At 36.3% G+C, this 19,967-nt stretch carries 19 protein-coding genes; 6 read left to right on the forward strand and 13 right to left on the reverse strand.

The annotated features are described in order from the left end of the window. The 11 genes from ABS916_RS08340 to ABS916_RS08390 form a co-directional block, all read right to left on the reverse strand. The coding region (locus ABS916_RS08340; RefSeq protein ID WP_350451448.1) for an ABC transporter permease at positions 1-455 on the reverse strand (455 nt) is incomplete at its 3' end. Beyond that, on the reverse strand, positions 452-1,105 hold the full coding sequence (locus ABS916_RS08345; RefSeq protein WP_350451449.1) for an ABC transporter ATP-binding protein: 654 nt from the start codon (positions 1,103-1,105) through the stop codon (positions 452-454). The genes ABS916_RS08340 and ABS916_RS08345, both read right to left, overlap by 4 nt. A gap of 118 nt (positions 1,106-1,223) precedes the next feature. Next, positions 1,224-1,850: a PepSY domain-containing protein gene (locus ABS916_RS08350; RefSeq protein WP_350451450.1), complete on the reverse strand. Its 627-nt coding sequence runs from the start codon at positions 1,848-1,850 to the stop codon at positions 1,224-1,226. 138 nt (positions 1,851-1,988) lie between these two features. Further along, positions 1,989-2,909: an ATP-grasp domain-containing protein gene (locus tag ABS916_RS08355; RefSeq protein ID WP_350451589.1), complete on the reverse strand. Its 921-nt coding sequence runs from the start codon at positions 2,907-2,909 to the stop codon at positions 1,989-1,991. Between the two features lie 30 nt (positions 2,910-2,939). Continuing rightward, the gene (locus ABS916_RS08360) at positions 2,940-4,202 is read right to left on the reverse strand and encodes a dicarboxylate/amino acid:cation symporter (protein WP_350451451.1); all 1,263 of its coding nucleotides are present in this window, start codon (positions 4,200-4,202) and stop codon (positions 2,940-2,942) included. 414 nt (positions 4,203-4,616) lie between these two features. Next, positions 4,617-5,540, reverse strand: coding sequence for a 1-phosphofructokinase family hexose kinase (locus ABS916_RS08365; RefSeq protein ID WP_350451452.1), 924 nt, complete (start codon positions 5,538-5,540; stop codon positions 4,617-4,619). Positions 5,541-5,653: 113 nt separating this feature from the next. Then, positions 5,654-6,121, reverse strand: coding sequence for a hypothetical protein (locus ABS916_RS08370; RefSeq protein WP_350451453.1), 468 nt, complete (start codon positions 6,119-6,121; stop codon positions 5,654-5,656). Continuing rightward, positions 6,122-6,901, reverse strand: a complete 780-nt coding sequence (locus ABS916_RS08375; protein WP_350451454.1) for a MurR/RpiR family transcriptional regulator — start codon at positions 6,899-6,901, stop codon at positions 6,122-6,124. Positions 6,902-6,990: 89 nt separating this feature from the next. Next, the gene (locus tag ABS916_RS08380) at positions 6,991-8,334 is read right to left on the reverse strand and encodes a 6-phospho-alpha-glucosidase (RefSeq protein WP_350451455.1); all 1,344 of its coding nucleotides are present in this window, start codon (positions 8,332-8,334) and stop codon (positions 6,991-6,993) included. A gap of 28 nt (positions 8,335-8,362) precedes the next feature. Beyond that, positions 8,363-9,988: an alpha-glucoside-specific PTS transporter subunit IIBC gene (locus ABS916_RS08385; protein WP_350451456.1), complete on the reverse strand. Its 1,626-nt coding sequence runs from the start codon at positions 9,986-9,988 to the stop codon at positions 8,363-8,365. 257 nt (positions 9,989-10,245) lie between these two features. Continuing rightward, positions 10,246-10,866 (reverse strand): YdhK family protein, encoded by a 621-nt coding sequence (locus tag ABS916_RS08390; RefSeq protein ID WP_502880596.1) that lies wholly within the window; start codon positions 10,864-10,866, stop codon positions 10,246-10,248. Between the two features lie 451 nt (positions 10,867-11,317). Here ABS916_RS08390 and ABS916_RS08395 point away from each other — a divergent pair, with 451 nt between their 5' ends. From ABS916_RS08395 to ABS916_RS08420, 6 genes are all read left to right on the forward strand, one after another. After that, positions 11,318-12,376, forward strand: a complete 1,059-nt coding sequence (locus ABS916_RS08395) for a phosphate/phosphite/phosphonate ABC transporter substrate-binding protein (RefSeq protein ID WP_350451458.1) — start codon at positions 11,318-11,320, stop codon at positions 12,374-12,376. Between the two features lie 251 nt (positions 12,377-12,627). Continuing rightward, positions 12,628-13,413 (forward strand): phosphonate ABC transporter ATP-binding protein, encoded by a 786-nt coding sequence (gene phnC / locus ABS916_RS08400; protein ID WP_350451459.1) that lies wholly within the window; start codon positions 12,628-12,630, stop codon positions 13,411-13,413. A 12-nt stretch (positions 13,414-13,425) separates the two neighbouring features. Continuing rightward, positions 13,426-14,247 (forward strand): phosphonate ABC transporter, permease protein PhnE, encoded by an 822-nt coding sequence (phnE, locus tag ABS916_RS08405; RefSeq protein WP_350451460.1) that lies wholly within the window; start codon positions 13,426-13,428, stop codon positions 14,245-14,247. A 12-nt stretch (positions 14,248-14,259) separates the two neighbouring features. Next, on the forward strand, positions 14,260-15,069 hold the full coding sequence (gene phnE, locus ABS916_RS08410; protein WP_350451461.1) for a phosphonate ABC transporter, permease protein PhnE: 810 nt from the start codon (positions 14,260-14,262) through the stop codon (positions 15,067-15,069). A 26-nt stretch (positions 15,070-15,095) separates the two neighbouring features. Further along, positions 15,096-16,649: a bifunctional metallophosphatase/5'-nucleotidase gene (locus tag ABS916_RS08415; RefSeq protein ID WP_350451462.1), complete on the forward strand. Its 1,554-nt coding sequence runs from the start codon at positions 15,096-15,098 to the stop codon at positions 16,647-16,649. Beyond that, positions 16,646-17,239, forward strand: a complete 594-nt coding sequence (locus tag ABS916_RS08420) for a hypothetical protein (RefSeq protein ID WP_350451463.1) — start codon at positions 16,646-16,648, stop codon at positions 17,237-17,239. The genes ABS916_RS08415 and ABS916_RS08420 overlap by 4 nt, the downstream gene beginning before the upstream one ends. Here the strand turns inward: ABS916_RS08420 and ABS916_RS08425 are convergent. Together ABS916_RS08425 and ABS916_RS08430 are read right to left on the reverse strand one after the other, a co-directional pair. Then, a complete protein-coding gene (locus ABS916_RS08425; protein ID WP_350451464.1) occupies positions 17,168-17,662 on the reverse strand; it encodes a Dps family protein in 495 nt (164 codons plus the stop codon). The two genes, ABS916_RS08420 and ABS916_RS08425, sit on opposite strands and share 72 nt — an antisense overlap. 93 nt (positions 17,663-17,755) lie before the next feature. Continuing rightward, complete coding sequence (locus tag ABS916_RS08430) at positions 17,756-19,663, reverse strand: heavy metal translocating P-type ATPase (protein WP_350451465.1); 1,908 nt, start codon at positions 19,661-19,663, stop codon at positions 17,756-17,758. Between the last annotated feature and the right edge of the window lie 304 nt (positions 19,664-19,967).

Genomic DNA, 19,967 nt, shown 5'->3' on the forward strand with positions numbered 1-19,967 from the left:
CGTTGATCAGTAAATTTTGCATTTAAATTTCGGTAACAGATGCCAATAGCAATCATAGAATTACTAGCGATCATTCCTGAAATTGGAATCACTTGTGAAGGAATAAATAACACCGAACCTGACATGACTAAAACGAGTAACGTTAAACTTGTTGCAGTAAAAATAGCAATAAACGAAATTTTAAATGCATGTGATAAACCTTTGCTCCTCTTTCCTGCATTAAAAGAAGCATTAAATATAATAACTAAAACGAGCGCTAATGTTACTACGGTATTGTTTAACTTGAAAACATAGCCTAATAAATAACCAACTGCAAATAATTGGATAACGGCTCGAAAAACGCTCAGGAGGATATCTTTCCCTAAGCCTAACTTTTCTTTATAAACAATCATGAGCGCTATTCCAACTAATGCTGTAGCAAATAATAATGACGTATTATTAATAGCTAGATTCATTTAGAGACCTCCATTTCACCATTAACAAGTTGAATAATCCGACTAGATAATTGAATTTCCACTGGATTATGTGTCACCCATAATACGGTCACCCCTTGTTCATGGTTGAGTGTATGAATCAATTTGCGAACAATTTCTTGGTTTTCTGAATCCAAGGCGCTGGTTACCTCATCTAATAAAATTACTTTAGGTAAAAACAATAGATTGCGGATCAATGCCACTCTTTGTTTTTCTCCACCTGACAAAGTATTCACTGATTTAGCTAAATATTCTTCTCCCAAACCGACTTCATTTAAAGCAGATAACGCTTTTTGCTTATCAAAGGTTTGATTTCTAATTTCATAAGGAAAAGCTAAATTATCTTCTACTGTTTTGTCAAACAGTGTGGCTGTTTGAAAACAATAGGACACTTCCTTTCGATAACTAGTCGGTTCATAATCTTCAACTCGTTTATTTTGATAAAGGATTTCTCCGGAAGTTTGAGATAACATGGAAGCAATAATCTTTAAAAGTGTACTTTTCCCACTTCCAGACGGGCCAGTAATCGTCACAAATTCTCCTTCTTCAACAGAAAAATCAATGTCTTTTAAAATAACTTTCCCTTCTGCTTCATAGCCTAATTGATTAATAGTCAAAAGTGGTGCATTCATTTATCTTCCTCCTGAATAACGTTTATGTATAACCGATTTATTAAAAAATAGGTTCATTAGATCTAGGATAACAAAAAAACTGCCGAACCCAAAAGAAAAGGTTGGCAGTTTATCTATTTTAGTCGTTATCTGTAGATAAGAATTCACCAGTTTCAGCATTTAAAAGTACATCTACTTCATTGTTTCCTTCTTCAAACTCCCCTGTAAAGACAGGTGTTTTTGTATCCTCATCAACTTCTAGGTTCCAAGAAACCATAGTAGCATTGGGGGCTTCTTCTTCAGAATTAGCAATCAATTCATCTATAGCCATTACATCATCTGTCATCAATTCTTGATCGTCAAAATCTGAGTCTTTCTTTTCAGTATTGTTTTTTGTCTCTTCGCCAGTTTCAGCGTTAACTTCCCATTCAATTTCTTGAGTATCATCAAAACCATTGATTTCAAAAGTATACTCGCCAAAATCTTTATCGAAATCTACTGAAGAGATAGCTGCATCAGGATAAGCTTCTTGGAAATCAGCAACCGCTTGTTCATAGGTTACTGAAAAGCTCTTCCCTTCAAAGTTTGTTGATGACGTAGAACTAGAATCTGCTGAATTTGACGTGGCAGAACTTTCCATCGAACTAGATGCTTCTGACTCTGGTGTCGAAGTAGGTGCTTCTTCATTAGGCGTTTCCGTTCCACAAGCTGCTAATAATACAAGAGCACTTCCACTAATCAAACCTAATTTTGCTTTAGCTAACATATAATCATCTCCTTACTGATATAATAACAATTTAATCGAAAAATTCCTATCAATCTGCTTCTTTGGAATTGAAAATAAGGCCATAGCTGTAGACTTAAGTAAGTCTTAGGTCTTTAGTTCATTCTAAGTTTTAGGTTATTATTCTACTTTTTCCAATTCTGATTTTAAGAAGTTTGCTAATGCTAACATAGCAAACTTCTCTGCTACTTTTTCAGCATCAGCATTGTAATTGGTGTTTGTATTTACATCGTATGCATGCGCTACTCCATCAGCGTCAAAAATAAATTCAATAGCTGCTACATCAATCTTTTGTTCTTTAAGAAAGTGTTCATATTGTTTAATTTGTTCACTTGGCAATGAATCAATAATTGTAAATTTATTAACTACGGGCACATCACCAATTTGGCAACTGTCTGCTGGGCATAATTCAAAGCCGTCACTTGAATCGACTTTTACAGCATAAAAGAATTTCCCACCAATAAACTCTGAACGGACAATCGTTCCATCGGCTGGCTTGATGTATTCTTGAATTAAGCTGATACCATCAATTGAATCTTCAAATTCCGGACCAGACACATATGTTTTTAGCTCTTCAATTGATTGCAATAAACGGACGCCCAAACCTTTTCCTGCACGATTGTGCTTGATGATAAATGGAAATTTATTCAATTTTTCAGCTGCTTTAAGGATGTGTTCTTTTCCAACTGCCCCGTATGTCTCAGGTGTTTGAATCCCATATTTTTGCAAAGCTAAGTGTTGCTTTAATTTACTGACTTCTAATTCAATGGCTTTTGTTCCGTTGAACACAATTGCATTACGACTTTCCAGCCAAGTCAATAGATTATCCGTTAATTCTGGCGCGTATCGATGTCCACGTGTATGAGAAGAAGCACTCATTCGATTATAGAAAATCCCTTCAGGTGGTTCTTCTTGAATATCGATCAATCCATCAGATAAGTCCCATAATTCATAAGGGGTATTGATTTCATCTAAGCGTGCGGTCAAATGTCTTGTCCAATCGTTATTTTCATGGATAATATATATTTTTTTCATTTTAATCTCTCCTCATTCATTTTTATGTTTTCCTTGTTATTTCTCAGCTTCCAAAGCTTCTTTAGTGAAATTTCTATTTTTCTCATACTCAAATGCAGTTTCTGATTGAGCAATTAGAACTGGTGCTAATGCATTTCCAACAACGTTAACTGCTGACCGGCCCATGTTGATAAAGAAGTCTACTGAAACCATCAGTGCAACTCCTTCAGCAGGTAAGCCAAGTTGTGTTGCTGCTGCTAACAATACCACTACTGCTCCCGAAGGAACGGCTGCAATGCCTTTAGTAATGATGGTTAAAAATAAAACAAGCGCGACAATCTCGCCAAATCCTAGTGTTACATCATACATGTTAACAATAAACATTGTTGCTAAGCTAATATAAACACATGCTCCATCTAAATTAAATGAATAACCAAGCGGGGTTACAAAAGAAGAAACCGCCGGCGATACGCCAAATTTCTTTAAGCGATCAATAAGAGATGGCAATACCACGCTTGAGCTGCCTGTCGTGAAAACAAGAACGATCAGATCGCTAATTTCTTTAAGTAATGCGAAGTAGGGTACATGGAAAAACCAAGCAATTATTGGAAAAACGAGTAAGACTACGACCATGAACGCAAGGTACGTAAACAAGACGAATTGCCCTAAAGAAAGCAAGTTTCCGATACCATAGGCGGCTATATCATATGCCAGAAATCCAAATACACCAATGGGAGCAAAAGAAATTGCATAATCTACCATTTTAAACATCGCCTGCGACCATGATTCAAAAAATACAATAACAGGTCTTCCTTTTTCACCTATAGATACTAAAGACAGTCCTAGAAAAATACCGAAAAAGATAATCGGCAACAGATTACCATCTGCGAACGCTTGAAATAGATTGCTTGGTACGATGCTTAGGAGAAAGCTTTGAAAATCAATCCCGCTTGCTATCCCATCAAGTGACTCGGTTGAAATGCTTCCTGTTTGGAAGTTACTGCCAATTCCAGTCCATTTCCCCGCTAAAATACTCAGTATAATTAGCCCAGTTGTTACAGAAAAGAAATAAACAAAAGACTTACCTGCCACTTTTCCAAAACTTTTAGAATCACTAATATTAACGATAGCTAAAATAATAACTGGAAAAATAAGTGGTACTATAATCATTTGAATCAAGTTCATGAATATCGTCCCGAGTATTTCTAACTGAAGCCCTGCATTTTTACTGAAGTACCCCACAATTATACCTGCTACAGCCCCAATGATAACTTGCAACATTAAGCTTGGCTTTTTCATCGTTCTAGTATTTCCTGACATGATCTATCTTCCTCCAATCGGTTAATAAAGAGTACAAAAAAAGTGCATGAGTGGTATACACTCATGCACAGTTGGATCACCTTAACAATTAACGAAAAAACGCCCTAAGCATGCCAAAAGCAACCTTAGTTGTGTCTTGTCCGTATTGATAGAGCTACCCTAGTTATTTAATTAGGAAAGAAGCTCTAGTAAAAGATGATTGCTGATAACATGAGTGGTTCATACAACATGGACAACACAACACGTTCATACAGCTCATCTTTTTCATATTCGCTTCCTCCTTCTTAGTTTAATTTTTTTAGTTTTCTTTAATGGTGAGCGCTCACACGGTTAAAGTAGACTCATTGTAACAATCTCCAATTTTATTGTCAACTGTTCATTCCTAGTCGAGTAACATTAAGATTACGTTATTGATTAGTTTATTTTTTCTACTACTACTTTTTTTTGTAAGTTCTCAGCATCTTTGACACTAAAGGATGAACTATCATTATATTGCACTTTACTAGCTGAACAAGCTGTAGCAAACGTTAAAGCATCAACAAAAGACTTTTGCTGCGTTATAGAAGCTAAAAATGAACCGACAAAACAATCGCCAGCACCTGTATCATTTTTAACGACTACTGAAGGAGGTTTGATTTGATACAATTCGTCTGCATGTCCACATAGACTACCTGATCCGCCCTGAGATACGATGACGTAATCAATTGTTTTTGTTAGTTCTTTTACTGTTTCTACAAGCGTCTGACCTTGTTTGGACAATTCTTGTATTTCAAATCGGTTTGGTTTAATAAAATTTACACCAGATTTCACAGCCGTTCTTAAAGCTTCCCCTGAAAGATCGCAAGCAATAAAACAACCTATTTTGTTCAATAACCTCATTAATTTTTCTAAATCTTTAATTTCAAAACCCGGAGGCATAGAACCCGCTATCAAAACAGTGTCTTCCGCTTCCACCTTTTCTTCGATTTTATCAAATAATAAAGATTTAGCATAACTAGAAACGTCGTACCCTTTTTCAGTAATCAGAATACTGCCGCTGATTCCTTTTTCTAAGATTACATAACTTTCTCTTGTTGGTTTGCCATAAATTTCTACAAAGTCATGGTTGATATTTTTTTGTTCCAATATTTTATCTAATTGTCCTTTATTGGTCGTGCCACAAAAGCCTAACGCTTGATTTTCCACGCCCAATTTACTCATAGCAAACGAACCATGATGCCCTTTGCCTCCTATATCATAAGCAATGCTCTCTAGGCGATTGTTCTTTTCTTTGGTCAGCTCTCCATCAAGGTGCAACAAACGATCAATCGTTGGGTTTAAAGTGATTGTATAGATCATTAGATATCCTCCTCTTTTTGAAGCCGATAGGGCTATTTACGATTTATTATACCATTTAACCAAAATGATCCATAAAAAAACCACTGTTTAAAGTGGTTTTACTCAACTATTTTTTAGGCTAAGGTAATTCGGATAAACGCAAAACACACGAATAGCGATAGCACTGTTAAAATACCAATGATTACTGTTAATAGTAACGGCAAATTAGGTACTGCGACTTCTTTATTTTCCTTTAACACTGTTCCTTGCTTTATAGACATATAGCCGAGAATAATAGCTACTACATTTCCAGTCAATAGATTACTTGCCATAAAAGCAATCATCGTTCGCTTCCAAATTTTTTTACTTGGTTGATTTTGTGCCGTAGACAATACCGCAAACCAGAAGAATGACAGCAAAGCAATCAACAACATAACTGGATTGATCGGCTGACTTGTTAAATACACAGCAAAGCTTTCACCTCTTAATCCAGCGTTTACAGCAAAATAAATAAAGAACAGAAGTGGAGCTAAAATTAAGTAAACTCGTAAAAAGAGCGCTGGCTGAACTTTATTTTGTACTGAAGATAACGGATTTTTCATTTATTCATCCTGCCTTTCAAACTCGTTTTGTTGATAAAAATCAAGATAAGTTCTAAATAATGAGTCGGTAACTTGAAAAAGTGGTAAGAAGGAAAAGATATCTTCGCCATTTAAAACAATTGGTGTAGCTTGGAAATAGAGATTGTGTGTTGCCATAGAAGCTAAATTGTTGTTTCTTAGACTAGTAATAGATAAGATAGGAATTTCTTTCAGTTTAAGCATGGTCATTTCATCTTTCACTTCTTGAATATCTCCGCTTAAAGATAAGACAATTAACAAATCGTCTTCTGTGATAGTCGATGCTGCAGCCATTTGTAGCTCTCTTTGAGCGGATAAAAGAATTAAAAACTTTTCTAACGGTACCATGTTTCGTCTAAAATCAGAAAGAACATCTCTTTGTCCCCAACCTGTTCCATAACAAAAAATGCGTTTCGCAGAATAAATTTCTTTTAAGATAGGAACTACGTCTGTTTGATTAAATAACTTTGCAGTTGCCTTACTGTCTTCACTTTGCAGCGAACTAAAATTCACTTGAGCCTCGTTCCTTTGTGTTTTGTCGGAATCATTTTTTAAACTGTATTTAAATTCACTAAATCCTGAGAAGCCTAATTTCTTTGCCAACCTTACAATGGATGATTTTGAAGTAAGGGTTTTTTGTGCCAATTCAACAATCGGCATCGTTTGGCATTTATTTTTATGTTTCATAACGTATGATATGATTTGCAAGTCATTTTCATTTAATTCATGAAAATGCTGGTTGACGAGTACTTCTAAACCCAAGTAAATCTCTCCCTGCTATTAGCAATGTATAAAAACATGAAGAATACGTTCTCTCCATGTTTTTATATACACTATTATAGCATAGCTGATTAACTTAATTCAGGCCAAAAACCTTTATTAGCTACTATTAAGTCATCTAGTATTTCGCGTGCTACACGAGCATTAGGTACAATTTTAGATACGGTCAGTGCTTGCCATAATTTTTGGTAAGAACCTTCTTCCCAAGCTTCAACGACTAATTTTTCAACAGCTACTTGTTGTTCCATCATTCCTTTTTGGAAACGTGGAATTTCTCCTTGATTGATTGTTTCTGGGCCATTTGAACCTACGATACATGGGATTTCTACCATAGCTGTCGGATCAAAGTTAGAGATGGCGCCATCATTTGGTACGATCAATAACATTCTTTCATGAGTATTATAAGCAATCGCTCTTGCTAAATCGACAATATATGAAGCATGATCATCTGTTACTAACTTTGCATCTTCCGCTGTCTTAATATTTGAAATACGGTTGCATTCAGAAAAGACTTGTTTTTCACGGTTATCCATTACTTCATTCGCACGTGTGTAATTAGGATTTGATTTTTCAGCTTCATCTTGTGGGAACAAGTAGTACTTCAAATACGTATTTGGTAAAGTATTTGGATCTAAAGCAAAGGTTTCTTTTGCTTTACCATATGTGTGCATCCAACTTGGCTCAATATCTTCACCTGGAATGCCTTCTAGTTCTCCGGGAGTAACATATCCGTGATCCGCAACATGTTTTTTGATTGCCGGCATCAAATCATTACCATCTTTATCACGAATATCTGTCCACCAACCAAAGTGATTCAAGCCGTAGTATCGAACTGTCATGTCTTTACGGCTTTTCAGTCCTAAAATCTCCGCCATACGGTGTTCGATTCCAACCGGCATATCACAAATATTGATAATTTTGCTGTTTGGTCTTAGTTTGCGAGTCGCTTCTGCCACGATTGCTGCTGGATTCGAATAGTTCAACATCCAAGCATCTGGCGAGTATTGTTCCATATAATCAATTAATTCTAATACGCCTCCAATTGAACGCATCCCATAAGAAATTCCACCTGGTCCACATGTTTCTTGTCCAATTACGCCATATTTTAAAGGGATTTTTTCATCTTGCTCACGCATAGCATATTTCCCAACTCGGATATGTGCCATCGCAAAGTCGATATCAGTAAAAGCTGTTTCTGGATCAGTAGTTGCAAGAAATTCAATTTCTGGTGCACGTTCTTTTAATACGATTTCTACAGCATCTGCAATTTGTTTTTGTCTTTCCTCATCATTGTCATAAAATTTGATTTGACGAATCGGGAATATTTCTAAATTTTCTAATAACATCATAATGATTCCTGGTGTAAAAGTACTTCCTCCACCTGCTACTAAAATTGATTGTTTTTTTAAAGTCATATTTATCTACTCCTTAAGTTTATTTTTTTTAAATCGTTGGTTCTGTTTGGCTCTGAGTATCTACTAAATTTCCAGTACTTTTCATTTCGTCTTCAAATGCATCTCTTACTTGAGGCACATCCAATCCAACGATAATTTGGAAGGCTTTTCCTTTACGAACGACTCCATGAGCACCTGCTGCTTTAAAGAAACCGTCTTCTTTGACCAGGTTTTCATCTTTAACGGACACTCTTAATCTTGTAGCACAATTATTTACATCCGCAATATTGGCTGTACCGCCAAGTCCTTCTAAATAATGAGCTGCACTACTTGCATAGGCTCCACCATTTGCTGGAACTGTTTTTCCATTTGCTTGTCTTTCACGGTAATCTTTTTTAGAATACATTTTAACTTCTTCTTCTAATTCTCTACCTGGTGTTTTGATATCAAATTTTAAAATGGCAAAACGGAATACAAAGAAGTAAATGACACTAAATGCTAACCCAGTTCCAACTAAAGTTAATACTGTTCCGAGATGATTGATTGACATGGGTATAATAAATTGTGTCAACATCGTAATCAATCCACTACCTACATCACCTACAACGCCAAATGCATAAACGGTTGCTCCTAAAGTAGCCGCTAAAGCAGCATGTATTAAGAACAATTGTGGTGCAATAAATAAGAACGTAAATTCAAACGGTTCTGTAATACCAGCAAGAACTGCTGTTAAAGCTGTCGGAATCAATAAAGCCAATGTTTTTTTCTTTTTAGCTGGATCTGCTGTTGCGTAAAATGCTGCTGCTATACCAAGAGGAGCAAAGATTTTCGAAACATTGTGTAACCCAAATCCACCAGCCGGGAATAACTCTTTAAGTGGAACCGTCGATGAAGCGAAATCGCTTAAATTATTTAGCCAATAAGCTGTAATCCCGCCTTCTACAACTGCTGGACCATAAATGAATGGTTGATAAATGAAATGATGCATTCCAGTTGGTATCAAAAGTCTTTCCAAGAATACGTATAGCCATACACCTAATGTTCCTGATGAAGCTAAGAAACCTTGCATTGAACTAATCAAACCTTGAATGATCGGCCAGCCCCAAGCTGTTAAAAATGCTAACGGAAGCATTAGGAAAAATCCTATCATAACAACTAATGAAGACCCTTGGAAAATACCTAAGAAATCTGGTAGTTTAGTTTCAAAGAAACGGTTATGTAACCAAACAACAATTGCAGCAACTAAAATAGCACCGATTAAGTTGGTATCTAATGTTTTAATTCCAGCAATCATTTTTATCCCGCTGTCTCCGCCAGCTTCTTGTGCAAAGTCTACTCCAAAAGTTGGACCCATCAGTTCAAGAATTTTTCCAACAAAATTGTTAAACGTCATATAAACAACGACTGATTCTAATGCTGCTCTTCCACTAGCTTTTTTAGCTAATCCAAGAGGTAGACCAATAACAAATAGTAATTCCATCTGATTGAATACAGTCCAACCACCTGCTTCAACAATTGACCAAAAGTTCGCCCACATTGTACCCGCAGTTGCAATGTTTCCAACAATTAATGTATTTTGAAGCATAATAGCAATGGCTAAGATAATACCTGAGAAAGCAAATAATAAAACCGGAGTAAACATTGCACCGCCAAACCGCTGTAGTTTTTGCATCATTTTCTTTTCATCTCCTTATTCTTTTTATGAAATCGCTTCCATAAACAAACTATACCATCCACATTTTTTTAGTTCAATCCTCTGACCCTCAAAAAAATCGGCATTCCTTAATAGGTACTTTTTTCATTTCCTGGGAAATTTCCCATGTGATTCAGAACCATCACTTCGTCTATATTAAACGATTTCGATAAAATAGCAGGATAGATTCCAATACAATGGCTTCTATCCTGCTACTTACTTAATTTACTTTTTATTCATTATTGTTCTGACGAAAGCTCATCTTCTGTCACCCATTTATGATTTTTAATCGTATCTCCGCCCGTTGTAGGTTCGTAATCAATCATATAGATAGTTGTGGTTTTTGAAGCTTCAATAATGGCTGGTGCATCATCCATACCCTCCATGTGATCAGCTTTTAATGTCACTTCAACACCATTTGCAATAACTTCGTCTCCTGCTTCTTCAATCTCTTCTTGTGTGACCCATTTGTGGTTTTCAACTCTTTTTGCGCCAGTCGTTGGCTGATAAGAAACTTCATAAACCGTAGTGTCAAATGCTCCTACAATTGTGGCTTCGGCTCCTTTCATGCCTTCCATATGGTCAGCTTGAATAACAGCGGTACTCCCTACTTCATATGTTGGATCTGCAGCTTCTTTAAGATCATCTGGTACTTCACCTGAATCATCATGCATCATACCTTCCATATCCATATCTGAATCAGAATTCATCATGCTTGAGTCTTCCATATTCATGCTTGTTGAACTGCTGGATTCTGAAAAAGACATATCCGTTCCTTCATCTCCTGTCCCGCATGCTACTAAGGTTAAAGATGTTGCTAAAGTCGCTATCGTTAAATATACTTTTTCACTTTTCATCATTTACCATCCTTTCAACTTTCTTAATAGTACTGTAAACATTAAATCGTCAGACTAACCCTACTAATCAATAGTAAGATTAATGGAAATTGAACACAACTATTTCAACTCTTACTTTCTAATTTTTGATGTTCATGTTCATTCTTACTTAACACTTAACTAGCAAGAAATTTACAAAAATAATACAAATAATCTATTTGAATTTAATATTCGTGTTTTATAATAAAATTAAAGCAAATGATTTTTTAAATTTAATTGATTAATACCTTTCAGAAACTATAAATAGTTGTTTTTTTGATTTAACTCCTTTCAAACAAGTATAATCATTAAAAAAAACAAGCATTTCTATTTTTTATGTTTTTCTAAAAAAAACTATCTTTTAAATAACACGAATGATACAATGTTTTATGTGTTAATTGTTTGTGAAAATAAAAATACAGGAGGATTTAATTACATGCATAAGAAATTCGGTAAGTACATAGGAGCAGCATTATTAGCGGGGTTATTAGTTGGATGTGGCAACGAAGCGGCCAACAGTGAATCTGCAGCCACAAATACTGATGGAGCAATCGAGCTTGATACACTTTCGATTGGTTTTGTCCCTTCACGAGATCCTGAAGAAATCGTTACAGCAACAGAGCCACTAAAGGATTTACTAATTGATGAAATGTCAACTTTAGGTTACGACCTCGATGAGGTTGATATCACAGTTGGAACCAACTATGAAGCTGTAGGGGAATCTCTTTCCGCTGGTACATTAGATGTCGGCTTTATCCCTGGTGGAACCTATGTATTATACGATGACGGTGCTGAAGTAATTTTAACTTCTACAAGAGCCGGATTAAGCAATGATTCGGACAATCCAGCTGACTGGAACAAAAACACACCTACTGAAGCAACCGATGAACAAGTGACTTCTTATCGTTCACTGATCATTGCAGGTCCTTCTGAAAAAGGCCAAGAGTTAGCTGCTAAAATTAATAGCGGTGAAGAATTAACATTTGAAGACATGAATAGTGCTTCGTGGAGCGTAATGTCTTCCTCTTCTTCTGCAGGCTACATCTACCCAACGTTATGGCTAGATGAGAATTTCGGAAAATCCATTACAGACTTAGAAAAAGTGGTTCAAGCTGATTCATATGGAAGTTCATTTGCTCGTCTCGCTTCTGAACAAGTTGACCTTTTGGTTACATTTGCTGATGGCAGAAGAGACTACGAAGATACTTGGACTTCAGAATACGGTAGAACAGAAAACATTTGGGATGAAACGGCTGTTGTTGGGGTTACTCCAGGAATTTACAACGACACCATCAGTGTCAGCAAAAACTCTGACAAAATGGATGACGAATTAAAAGCAGCTTTGCAAGAAGCATTTATTAACATTGCTGAAACAGACGAAGGAAAAGAAGTTATTTCTGTCTATAGTCACGAAGGGTACAAAGTAACGGAAGATGCAGAATACGATGATGAAAGAGCTGCTCAAAAAATCGTTCAAGATCTAGGAATCCAATAAAACGTTCAAACTGACTTTACTAATTAAAAATAAACCAAATGAAACTGTGAAGGGGGCTGAGACAAAAGTCTTAGTCCCTTCCTATATGATTATTTTAGAACGTGTTCAAAAAAGCAGACCCGACGTCCACTTCACGAATAATGCTCGATGGTCAATGACCATGCTGCGCTTATTCGATCCAGTGATTCGGGTCTAAACGCTTTTTGTCACACTCCTTCATAGTTTTATTTTTGGAAAGGACTAATGATTACGTGATAGAATTTATTGATGTAAACAAAACATATCCAAATGGCGTGACCGCATTGAGCAACGTAAACTTAAAAATTGAACAAGGAGAATTTGTAGCGATTATCGGGCTATCTGGTGCCGGAAAATCTACGCTTATTCGTTGTGTCAACCGCATGCATGATATTAATAGCGGAAAATTAATGGTTAATGGCATCGATGTTAGTGCCTTAAAAGGAAAAGAGATTCGACAATACCGCAGAAGAGTGGGCATGATCTTTCAATCCTTTAATTTAGTTACACGAACTACGGTTTTAAATAACGTCTTAATGTCTTCTGTTCCTGAACTGCCTTATTGGAGAAAAGTATTGGGTATTTTCCCTAAAGAAACTAAACTTACTGCTTTAACTGCTTTAGATAAAGTGGGGATTTTAGATAAAGCTTTCATGCGTGTCAATCAACTTTCTGGTGGACAACAACAGCGTGTTGCTTTAGCACGAACACTTGCTCAATCACCAGAAATTATTTTAGCAGATGAACCTGTTGCTTCATTAGACCCCGTGACCGCTAAACAAGTTATGGATGATTTCAAAAAAATCAATAAAGATACCCACATGTCGATCCTTTTAAATATTCACCATGTAGAGTTGGCTTTAGAGTATGCTGATCGCGTAATCGGCATTCGAAAAGGACAAGTCGTCTATGATGGCAAAGCAAGTGATGTTACTCAGCCTATTTTAGATCTTATTTACGGACATGCTCAAGTTCAAGACGAACTAAGTGTAAACCCAACTTTACAACCACAATCTTAGGAGTGCATGAAAATGATGATTTATGACAAGTTATTTCCACCAAAAAAAATTATGTTGGCCAACAATAAAATAGTTGAAGAAAAAAGAACCAAAACACCTTTTGTTCTGGTTTTAATCGCAATTGGTTTTGTCATTTCGGTAAATGTAACAGGGTTCAGCTTCGCTACCCTTCTAAATCGTTGGCAAGAATTTTTCATTATTTTAAATGATATGATCCCACCAAATATCGATTACTTACCGAATATTTGGAAACCTTTATTAGACACTATTAAAATGTCATTAGTCGGTTCCCTTCTTGGCTCATTAGTCGCTATTGTTTTCGCGCTATTGGCTTCTTCAAATATCATAAAAAGTAAGATCACAGCCGGTTTTTTCAAATTCATTCTCAGCGTTCTAAGAACTTTACCTACTTTAGTTACCGCATTGATTGCTACTTTTGTTTTTGGGCTAGGTACGATGGCTGGAACGATTGCGATTTTTTTGTTTACCTTGTCCTATATCGGAAAACTTCTATACGAACAAATCGAAAATATCGATATGGGCTCATTTGAAGCATTAGAATCTATGGGGTTAACCAAGCTACAATCTTTTCGATACGCGATTATTCCAGAAATCTTACCAACTTATCTATCTACGTCTTTATTTTGTTTTGAAGGAAATGTCCGCTACGCTTCTATATTAGGGTATGTCGGTGCCGGAGGTCTTGGACTGCTTTTAAACGAAAGACTGGGTTGGCGTGATTATTCCAGTGTTGGTATGATTTTAGTTGTTTTGGCTGTAACGGTCTTTATTATTGAACGAATCAGTGAACATTTTAGAAAGAAATTACAATGAGGAGTGTAACCCATGTCGGAAATGATTGAAATTCAATTTGAACAAGAACCCAAGAAAGGATTATACTTAATGAGTATAATCACCATTTTGTTCATTGCTTTTATTTGGTCTGTTTCTTCTATTGAAGTACAAAGCCTGAACGATAGTGGATTGACAATCGCATCAAATATTTTCAAAGGTCTTTTAAATCCAGATTTAAACTTATTATTCGGATTGACCACTAGTGGTGTACTATATCTTTTATTTGAAACCATCTGTATCGCCTTTTTAGGAACCATCTTTGGAGCTATTTTAGCCATACCGATTGCTTTCTTAATGGCTCCTAGCGTCGTACCTGCTCCATTAGCTTACCTGGTACGTTTAATCGTTATTGCCATCCGAACTGTTCCAGCTTTGGTATATGGCTTGATGTTTATCCGCATTACTGGTCCAGGTCCATTTGCCGGAGTATTGACGATGTCTATTACTTCAATTGGAATGGTTTCAAAATTATATGTAGATATTATTGAAGACTTAGATACCAGCATTTTGGAATCCTTGACTTCAATGGGGTGTACAACTTTTGAAAAAATTCGCTTCGGAATCATTCCCCAGCTTTTTTCAAACTTTTTATCGGTTACAATCTACCGCTTCGATATGAACTTACGTGATGCTACGATACTAGGACTTGTTGGTGCTGGTGGTGTGGGCGCTCCATTGATATTCGCAATGAATTCTTACCGTTGGAATGAAGTAGGATCTATACTGATTGGGTTGATCGTCTTGATTTTACTAGTGGAGTTCTTCTCCAACAAAATGAGAGCAAGCCTCGTTAAAGGTTAACCAATGAATTTTAAAGGAGTCTTTTTATGAAATTAACTATTCTATCCACAAGCGATATCCATGGGTATATTTACCCAACCGATTACAAACAAAGAGATCAAGATTTGCCATTCGGATTGTTGAAAATCGACTCTATCATCAAAGAAATAAAAGCCAAAGAAACGGATCCTGTATTGGTGATTGATAATGGGGATTTCTTACAAGGCTCCCCTTTAACTTACTATACAGCCAAACAAACGAAACATCCTGCACGTTATACATCGATTCTTAATGACATCGGTTTTGATGCAGGAGTATTAGGCAATCATGAATTTAATTATGGAAAAGAATACTTGACTGACGCTATAACGACACTTGATTATCCTATTTTATGTGCCAATATTTTAAACGATCAAGGTCAGCCGGCATTTGGTAAACCTTATGAATTATTCACGTTTGACAACTTAACGGTAGCTGTATTAGGACTGACAACTCAATACATTCCAAATTGGGAACAACCTGCGTCTATTGCTGGATTATCATTTCAATCAGCTGTTACATGTGCCCAAGAATACGTCCCAAAATTACAAGAATTGGCAGATGTCGTCATCGTCAGTTATCATGGTGGTTTTGAAAAAGACTTAACCACTGGTGAACCTACAGAAGCTTTAACCGGTGAAAATGAAGGGTTCGAACTTTTGAAAATAATTCCTGGGATCGATGTTTTGCTAACTGGACATCAACACCGAGAAATTGCTACTGTGAACTCTTCTGTTGCTATCGTGCAACCTGGAGACAAAGGACACAACATTGGAAAAGTTTCTTTAACAATAGAAAAAAAGGATGAAAAAACCACTATTCTTTCTAAGACAGCTGAGCTTATCTCAGCTAACGATACTAAGATCGATTCTCAAACGGCAGAAAAATACAGTGGTTTTCAAGATGAGATCGAAGATTGGTTAGATCAAAAAATCGGAGAAATAGAGGGTACTATGTGGATCATGGATCCTTTTCAAGTTCGCTTAACCGGTCATCCTTATATTGATTTTATTCATAAAGTTCAAATGAAGGCAACTGGAACAACCATTTCTGGTACAGCTCTTTTCACAAATGATAGCAAAGGTTTTGGACCAACTGTAACAATGCGTGATATCGTTACGAACTACATTTATCCAAATACGCTTGCAGTCGTAGAAGTAACCGGAAATGACTTAAAACGTGCTTTAGAAAAATCAGCCAGCTACTTTAGTCCATCGGCAAACGGACAGCTTGAGATCAGTCCAGCTTTTCTCTATCCTAAAGCCCAACAATACAACTACGATATGTACGCTGGAATCGATTATACCATTGACGTTTCACTTCCAATCGGTAGTCGTATTTGCCAGCTCCGTCACAATGGTGCCCTTATTCAAAAAGATGATCGATTAGAAATTGTCATCAATCAATATCGAGCAGTAGGTGGTGGAAATTATGATATGTTTAGCGCTGATAAAATTATTAGAGAAGTCACGATTGATATGACCGAACTAATTGCAAATTACTTTAAAAAACACGATAGGATCAAACCAGATACATTTCATAATTTCCAAGTCATACAATGAAAAACAGAACTGCAAGTTTATTAACACAAAAGGAATGGGATAATTATCCCATTCCTTTTGTGTTAATAAACTTAGATTACTATTCTGAGCTAGTCGAAATAGGACTTATTGCGTCTACTCAAACAGAAAATGGTTCTGAGTTAATCGAACTAAGACTCGTTACATCAACTCAAATAGAAAAAGGCTCTGAGTTAATCGAATTAAGGCTTGTTACATCAACTCAAATAGAAAACGGCTCTGAGTTAATCGAATTAAGGCTCGTTACATCAACTCAAATAGAAAACGGCTCTGAGTTAATCGAACTAAGGCTCGTTACATCAACTCAAATAGAAAACGGCTCTGAGTTGATCGAACTAAAGCTCGCTGTGTCTACTCAAATAAAATTCTACGTTGAACCTGATAGTAATTTCCCTTCTCACTATCAAATAAGCAATGGAGAGACCTATTGCAATATTTTATTTAGTCTTTGTCTATTTAACAACTATTTTTCTCTTGACGAATTAGTTTTAAAACACGCTCTAGTCATCCTCTTCGCCTTCAAGAGCCTTTTTGCCAAGAAAAGCTTGCAGCATCCAAATTGTTTTATCTAAATAGCCTTTGTAGTCAATTAACAGATCTTCCAATACAGTATCATTTTCATTTTGTGCCAATATGATGGCACGTCCGGCGACATCACGGGTTGTACGATAGTCATCAACTAAGTTTTCCACCATTTCTTCTGCGGACAAGTATTTTCCTGAAGCAGCTTCTTGTACAAATGAATATTGAATGTATTGTTCTGCTGTTGAAAATGGTTTTGCTCCTGATGCAATTAAACGTTCAGCAATTTTATCATAATACTGAGTACTTTCAGTGTATAATTCTTCAAATTTTTCATGCAAGGTAAAGAAGTTCGGTCCTTTTACATACCAGTGATATTGATGTAGCTTGATTTGTAGTATACCTTGGTTAGCAATGATATGATTTGTCATTGCTGCTGCCGTTGGATTGTGGTGGCTGTGTTCTTCTGACATTGATGATTCCTCCTAAAATAAATAATGTTTTTATCGTTTTTACCTAACTTCTTTACCTCATCACTCCTTTCAAATGGAAATCCTTTAAGCAAATTAAACGTGGACAGACACTGCGCTCATTTCATTGGCTGCCTGCATATTTTTACGGTTAAAGTGAATCAAACGCATTGCATTTAAGATAACCACCAGTACACTTGCTTCATGGATAAACATTCCGGATGCTAAATGAACACTTCCCATTAAAACACCGGTTAGTAGAATAGCGACAACTCCCACAGCAATAAAAATATTTTGTTTCATATTACGAGTCGTTGCTTTAGCTAATGAATAAGCATGCGAGAATTGCATCAATTTGTCTGCCATTAAAACCACATCTGCCGTCTCCATAGAAATATCTGTTCCGCCTTCACCCATTGCTAAACCAATATCGGCAGTGGCAATTGCCGGAGCATCGTTGATTCCATCTCCTGCCATAGCAACAATATGACCAGATTCTTTCAGTCGTTTCACATATTCCACTTTGTTTTCCGGTAATAATTCAGCATGGAATTCGTCTAATCCTAATGCTGTGGCAACCGCTTCTGCAGTGTGTTTGTTGTCACCCGTTAACATAACGATTTTTTTAATGCCATTTCCCCTCATTTGAGCTAAAGCCATTTCTGCATCGTCACGAATTTGATCGGCGATGGAGACAATTCCTACTAGTTGTCCTTCTAGCGCAATAAAGACAGCTGAGTTGCCAGCTTTTTCACGCTTGACTGCGTACGTTTCAGCACTAGTCGAAATAGTAACATTTTCTGTTTTCATTAATTTACGATTCCCGGCTATAACGTGCTGGGAATTTACAACAGCTTTAATTCCATTTCCTTTAATCGCTTCACCGTCTTTAATTTCCATAGCCGCAAAGTCCAAACCGCGAGACTCGGCTTCTTTCACGATTGTTTGCCCTAAATGGTGTTCTGAAATTGTTTCGGCTTTAGCAACCAATTCTAATAATTTATTGGCATCGGTGTTATTGAACGTATGAATATCCGTTACTTGAGGTTTTCCTTTGGTTAATGTACCGGTTTTATCAAATACCAGCGTATCTACTTTAGAGAATTTATCCATAATTTCTCCGCCTTTGATCAATACACCGTTTTTTGCACCATTTCCGATACCCGCAACATTTGACACTGGAGCTCCAATAACTAAAGCACCCGGACAAGCAATCACCAAGAAAGTGATAGCCAAATGCAAATCTCTCGTAATGACATAAACAAGTATGGATAACACAACAACTGCCGGTGTGTAAATATTGGCAAATTTATCTAAAAATTTTTCTGCTTTGGATTTTGATTCTTGCGCTTCTTCCACGAGTTCAATGATTTTAGCAAATGTTGTATCATCCCCAACTCTTTCAGCAATTATTTCGAGGTAGCCAGTATCTATAATGGTTCCACTAAAAACTTTATCATTCATTGATTTTGAAGCTGGTACAGATTCTCCCGTGATTGCGGCTTCATTGATTGAAGCTTTTCCAGATACGATTTTGCCGTCAACAGGAATTTTTCCTCCTGGATGAACAATGACACGATCACCTTCTTCAACATCTTCAACGGGAATCGTTTCTATTTTGCCGTCTATACGCAGAATAGATGCTTCTTGAGGAGCCATATCCACTAGTTCTCTTAATGAAGAACGCGTTTTTTCTAAAGTTCTCATTTCCAGATAATCTCCGAACAAGAACAAGAATGTTACAACAGAAGATTCTGTATATTCTCCAATATATAACGCTCCTATAACTGCGATACTTACAAGTAGATCAATACTAAAAGCTTTCATGCGCAGTGCTTGAATGGCTTTAATGAAGATAGGAACACTGGCAATGAGGGTTGCACCAATCAAAGCATCATTTTTTAGATTTTCACTTCCAATGAAACCGAAAACAAATCCGAGAGCAATTAATATTCCTGATAAAACAACGATGTGGTTTTTATGTTTATTGATATGTGAGATCATCTTTTCTTCCTCCTATTTCTTTTATCTATCTACACTCTTACTTTACTGCTGTTTTAAGAAAGTTAAATTGACGATTATCAAGAAACTAGATTTATCTAAAAAAAACAATCCAGACCACATCAATGATCTGGATTGAATTTTTATTATTTTTTAAACTACATTTAAAATATTTTTGTAGACAATACTGGATAACCTAGTTTCACAATGATTTCTTGTATTTTATCGCCTTCAATTTTAGTTTCATCGAATTGCGTTTTTACTTTACTTGAATTAAACTTTTATTCCCCAATAAAAAAAGGTTCTA

This window comes from Carnobacterium sp., assembly GCF_040274945.1.
Lineage (GTDB): Bacteria > Bacillota > Bacilli > Lactobacillales > Carnobacteriaceae > Carnobacterium_B.

What these genes read in the sequence shown, in the direction of transcription:
- ABS916_RS08360 (WP_350451451.1), bottom strand. Translation starts at nt 4,202, where the DNA reads ATGTCAGGAAATACTAGAACGATGAAAAAGCCAAGCTTAATGTTGCAA.
- phnE (WP_350451460.1), top strand. Translation starts at nt 13,426, where the DNA reads ATGATGATTTATGACAAGTTATTTCCACCAAAAAAAATTATGTTGGCC.
- ABS916_RS08390 (WP_502880596.1), bottom strand. Translation starts at nt 10,866, where the DNA reads ATGATGAAAAGTGAAAAAGTATATTTAACGATAGCGACTTTAGCAACA.
- ABS916_RS08420 (WP_350451463.1), top strand. Translation starts at nt 16,646, where the DNA reads ATGAAAAACAGAACTGCAAGTTTATTAACACAAAAGGAATGGGATAAT.
- ABS916_RS08350 (WP_350451450.1), bottom strand. Translation starts at nt 1,850, where the DNA reads ATGTTAGCTAAAGCAAAATTAGGTTTGATTAGTGGAAGTGCTCTTGTA.
- ABS916_RS08365 (WP_350451452.1), bottom strand. Translation starts at nt 5,540, where the DNA reads ATGATCTATACAATCACTTTAAACCCAACGATTGATCGTTTGTTGCAC.
- ABS916_RS08425 (WP_350451464.1), bottom strand. Translation starts at nt 17,662, where the DNA reads ATGTCAGAAGAACACAGCCACCACAATCCAACGGCAGCAGCAATGACA.
- ABS916_RS08415 (WP_350451462.1), top strand. Translation starts at nt 15,096, where the DNA reads ATGAAATTAACTATTCTATCCACAAGCGATATCCATGGGTATATTTAC.
- ABS916_RS08380 (WP_350451455.1), bottom strand. Translation starts at nt 8,334, where the DNA reads ATGACTTTAAAAAAACAATCAATTTTAGTAGCAGGTGGAGGAAGTACT.
- phnE (WP_350451461.1), top strand. Translation starts at nt 14,260, where the DNA reads ATGTCGGAAATGATTGAAATTCAATTTGAACAAGAACCCAAGAAAGGA.
- ABS916_RS08370 (WP_350451453.1), bottom strand. Translation starts at nt 6,121, where the DNA reads ATGAAAAATCCGTTATCTTCAGTACAAAATAAAGTTCAGCCAGCGCTC.
- ABS916_RS08385 (WP_350451456.1), bottom strand. Translation starts at nt 9,988, where the DNA reads ATGATGCAAAAACTACAGCGGTTTGGCGGTGCAATGTTTACTCCGGTT.
- ABS916_RS08430 (WP_350451465.1), bottom strand. Translation starts at nt 19,663, where the DNA reads ATGATCTCACATATCAATAAACATAAAAACCACATCGTTGTTTTATCA.
- ABS916_RS08345 (WP_350451449.1), bottom strand. Translation starts at nt 1,105, where the DNA reads ATGAATGCACCACTTTTGACTATTAATCAATTAGGCTATGAAGCAGAA.
- ABS916_RS08395 (WP_350451458.1), top strand. Translation starts at nt 11,318, where the DNA reads ATGCATAAGAAATTCGGTAAGTACATAGGAGCAGCATTATTAGCGGGG.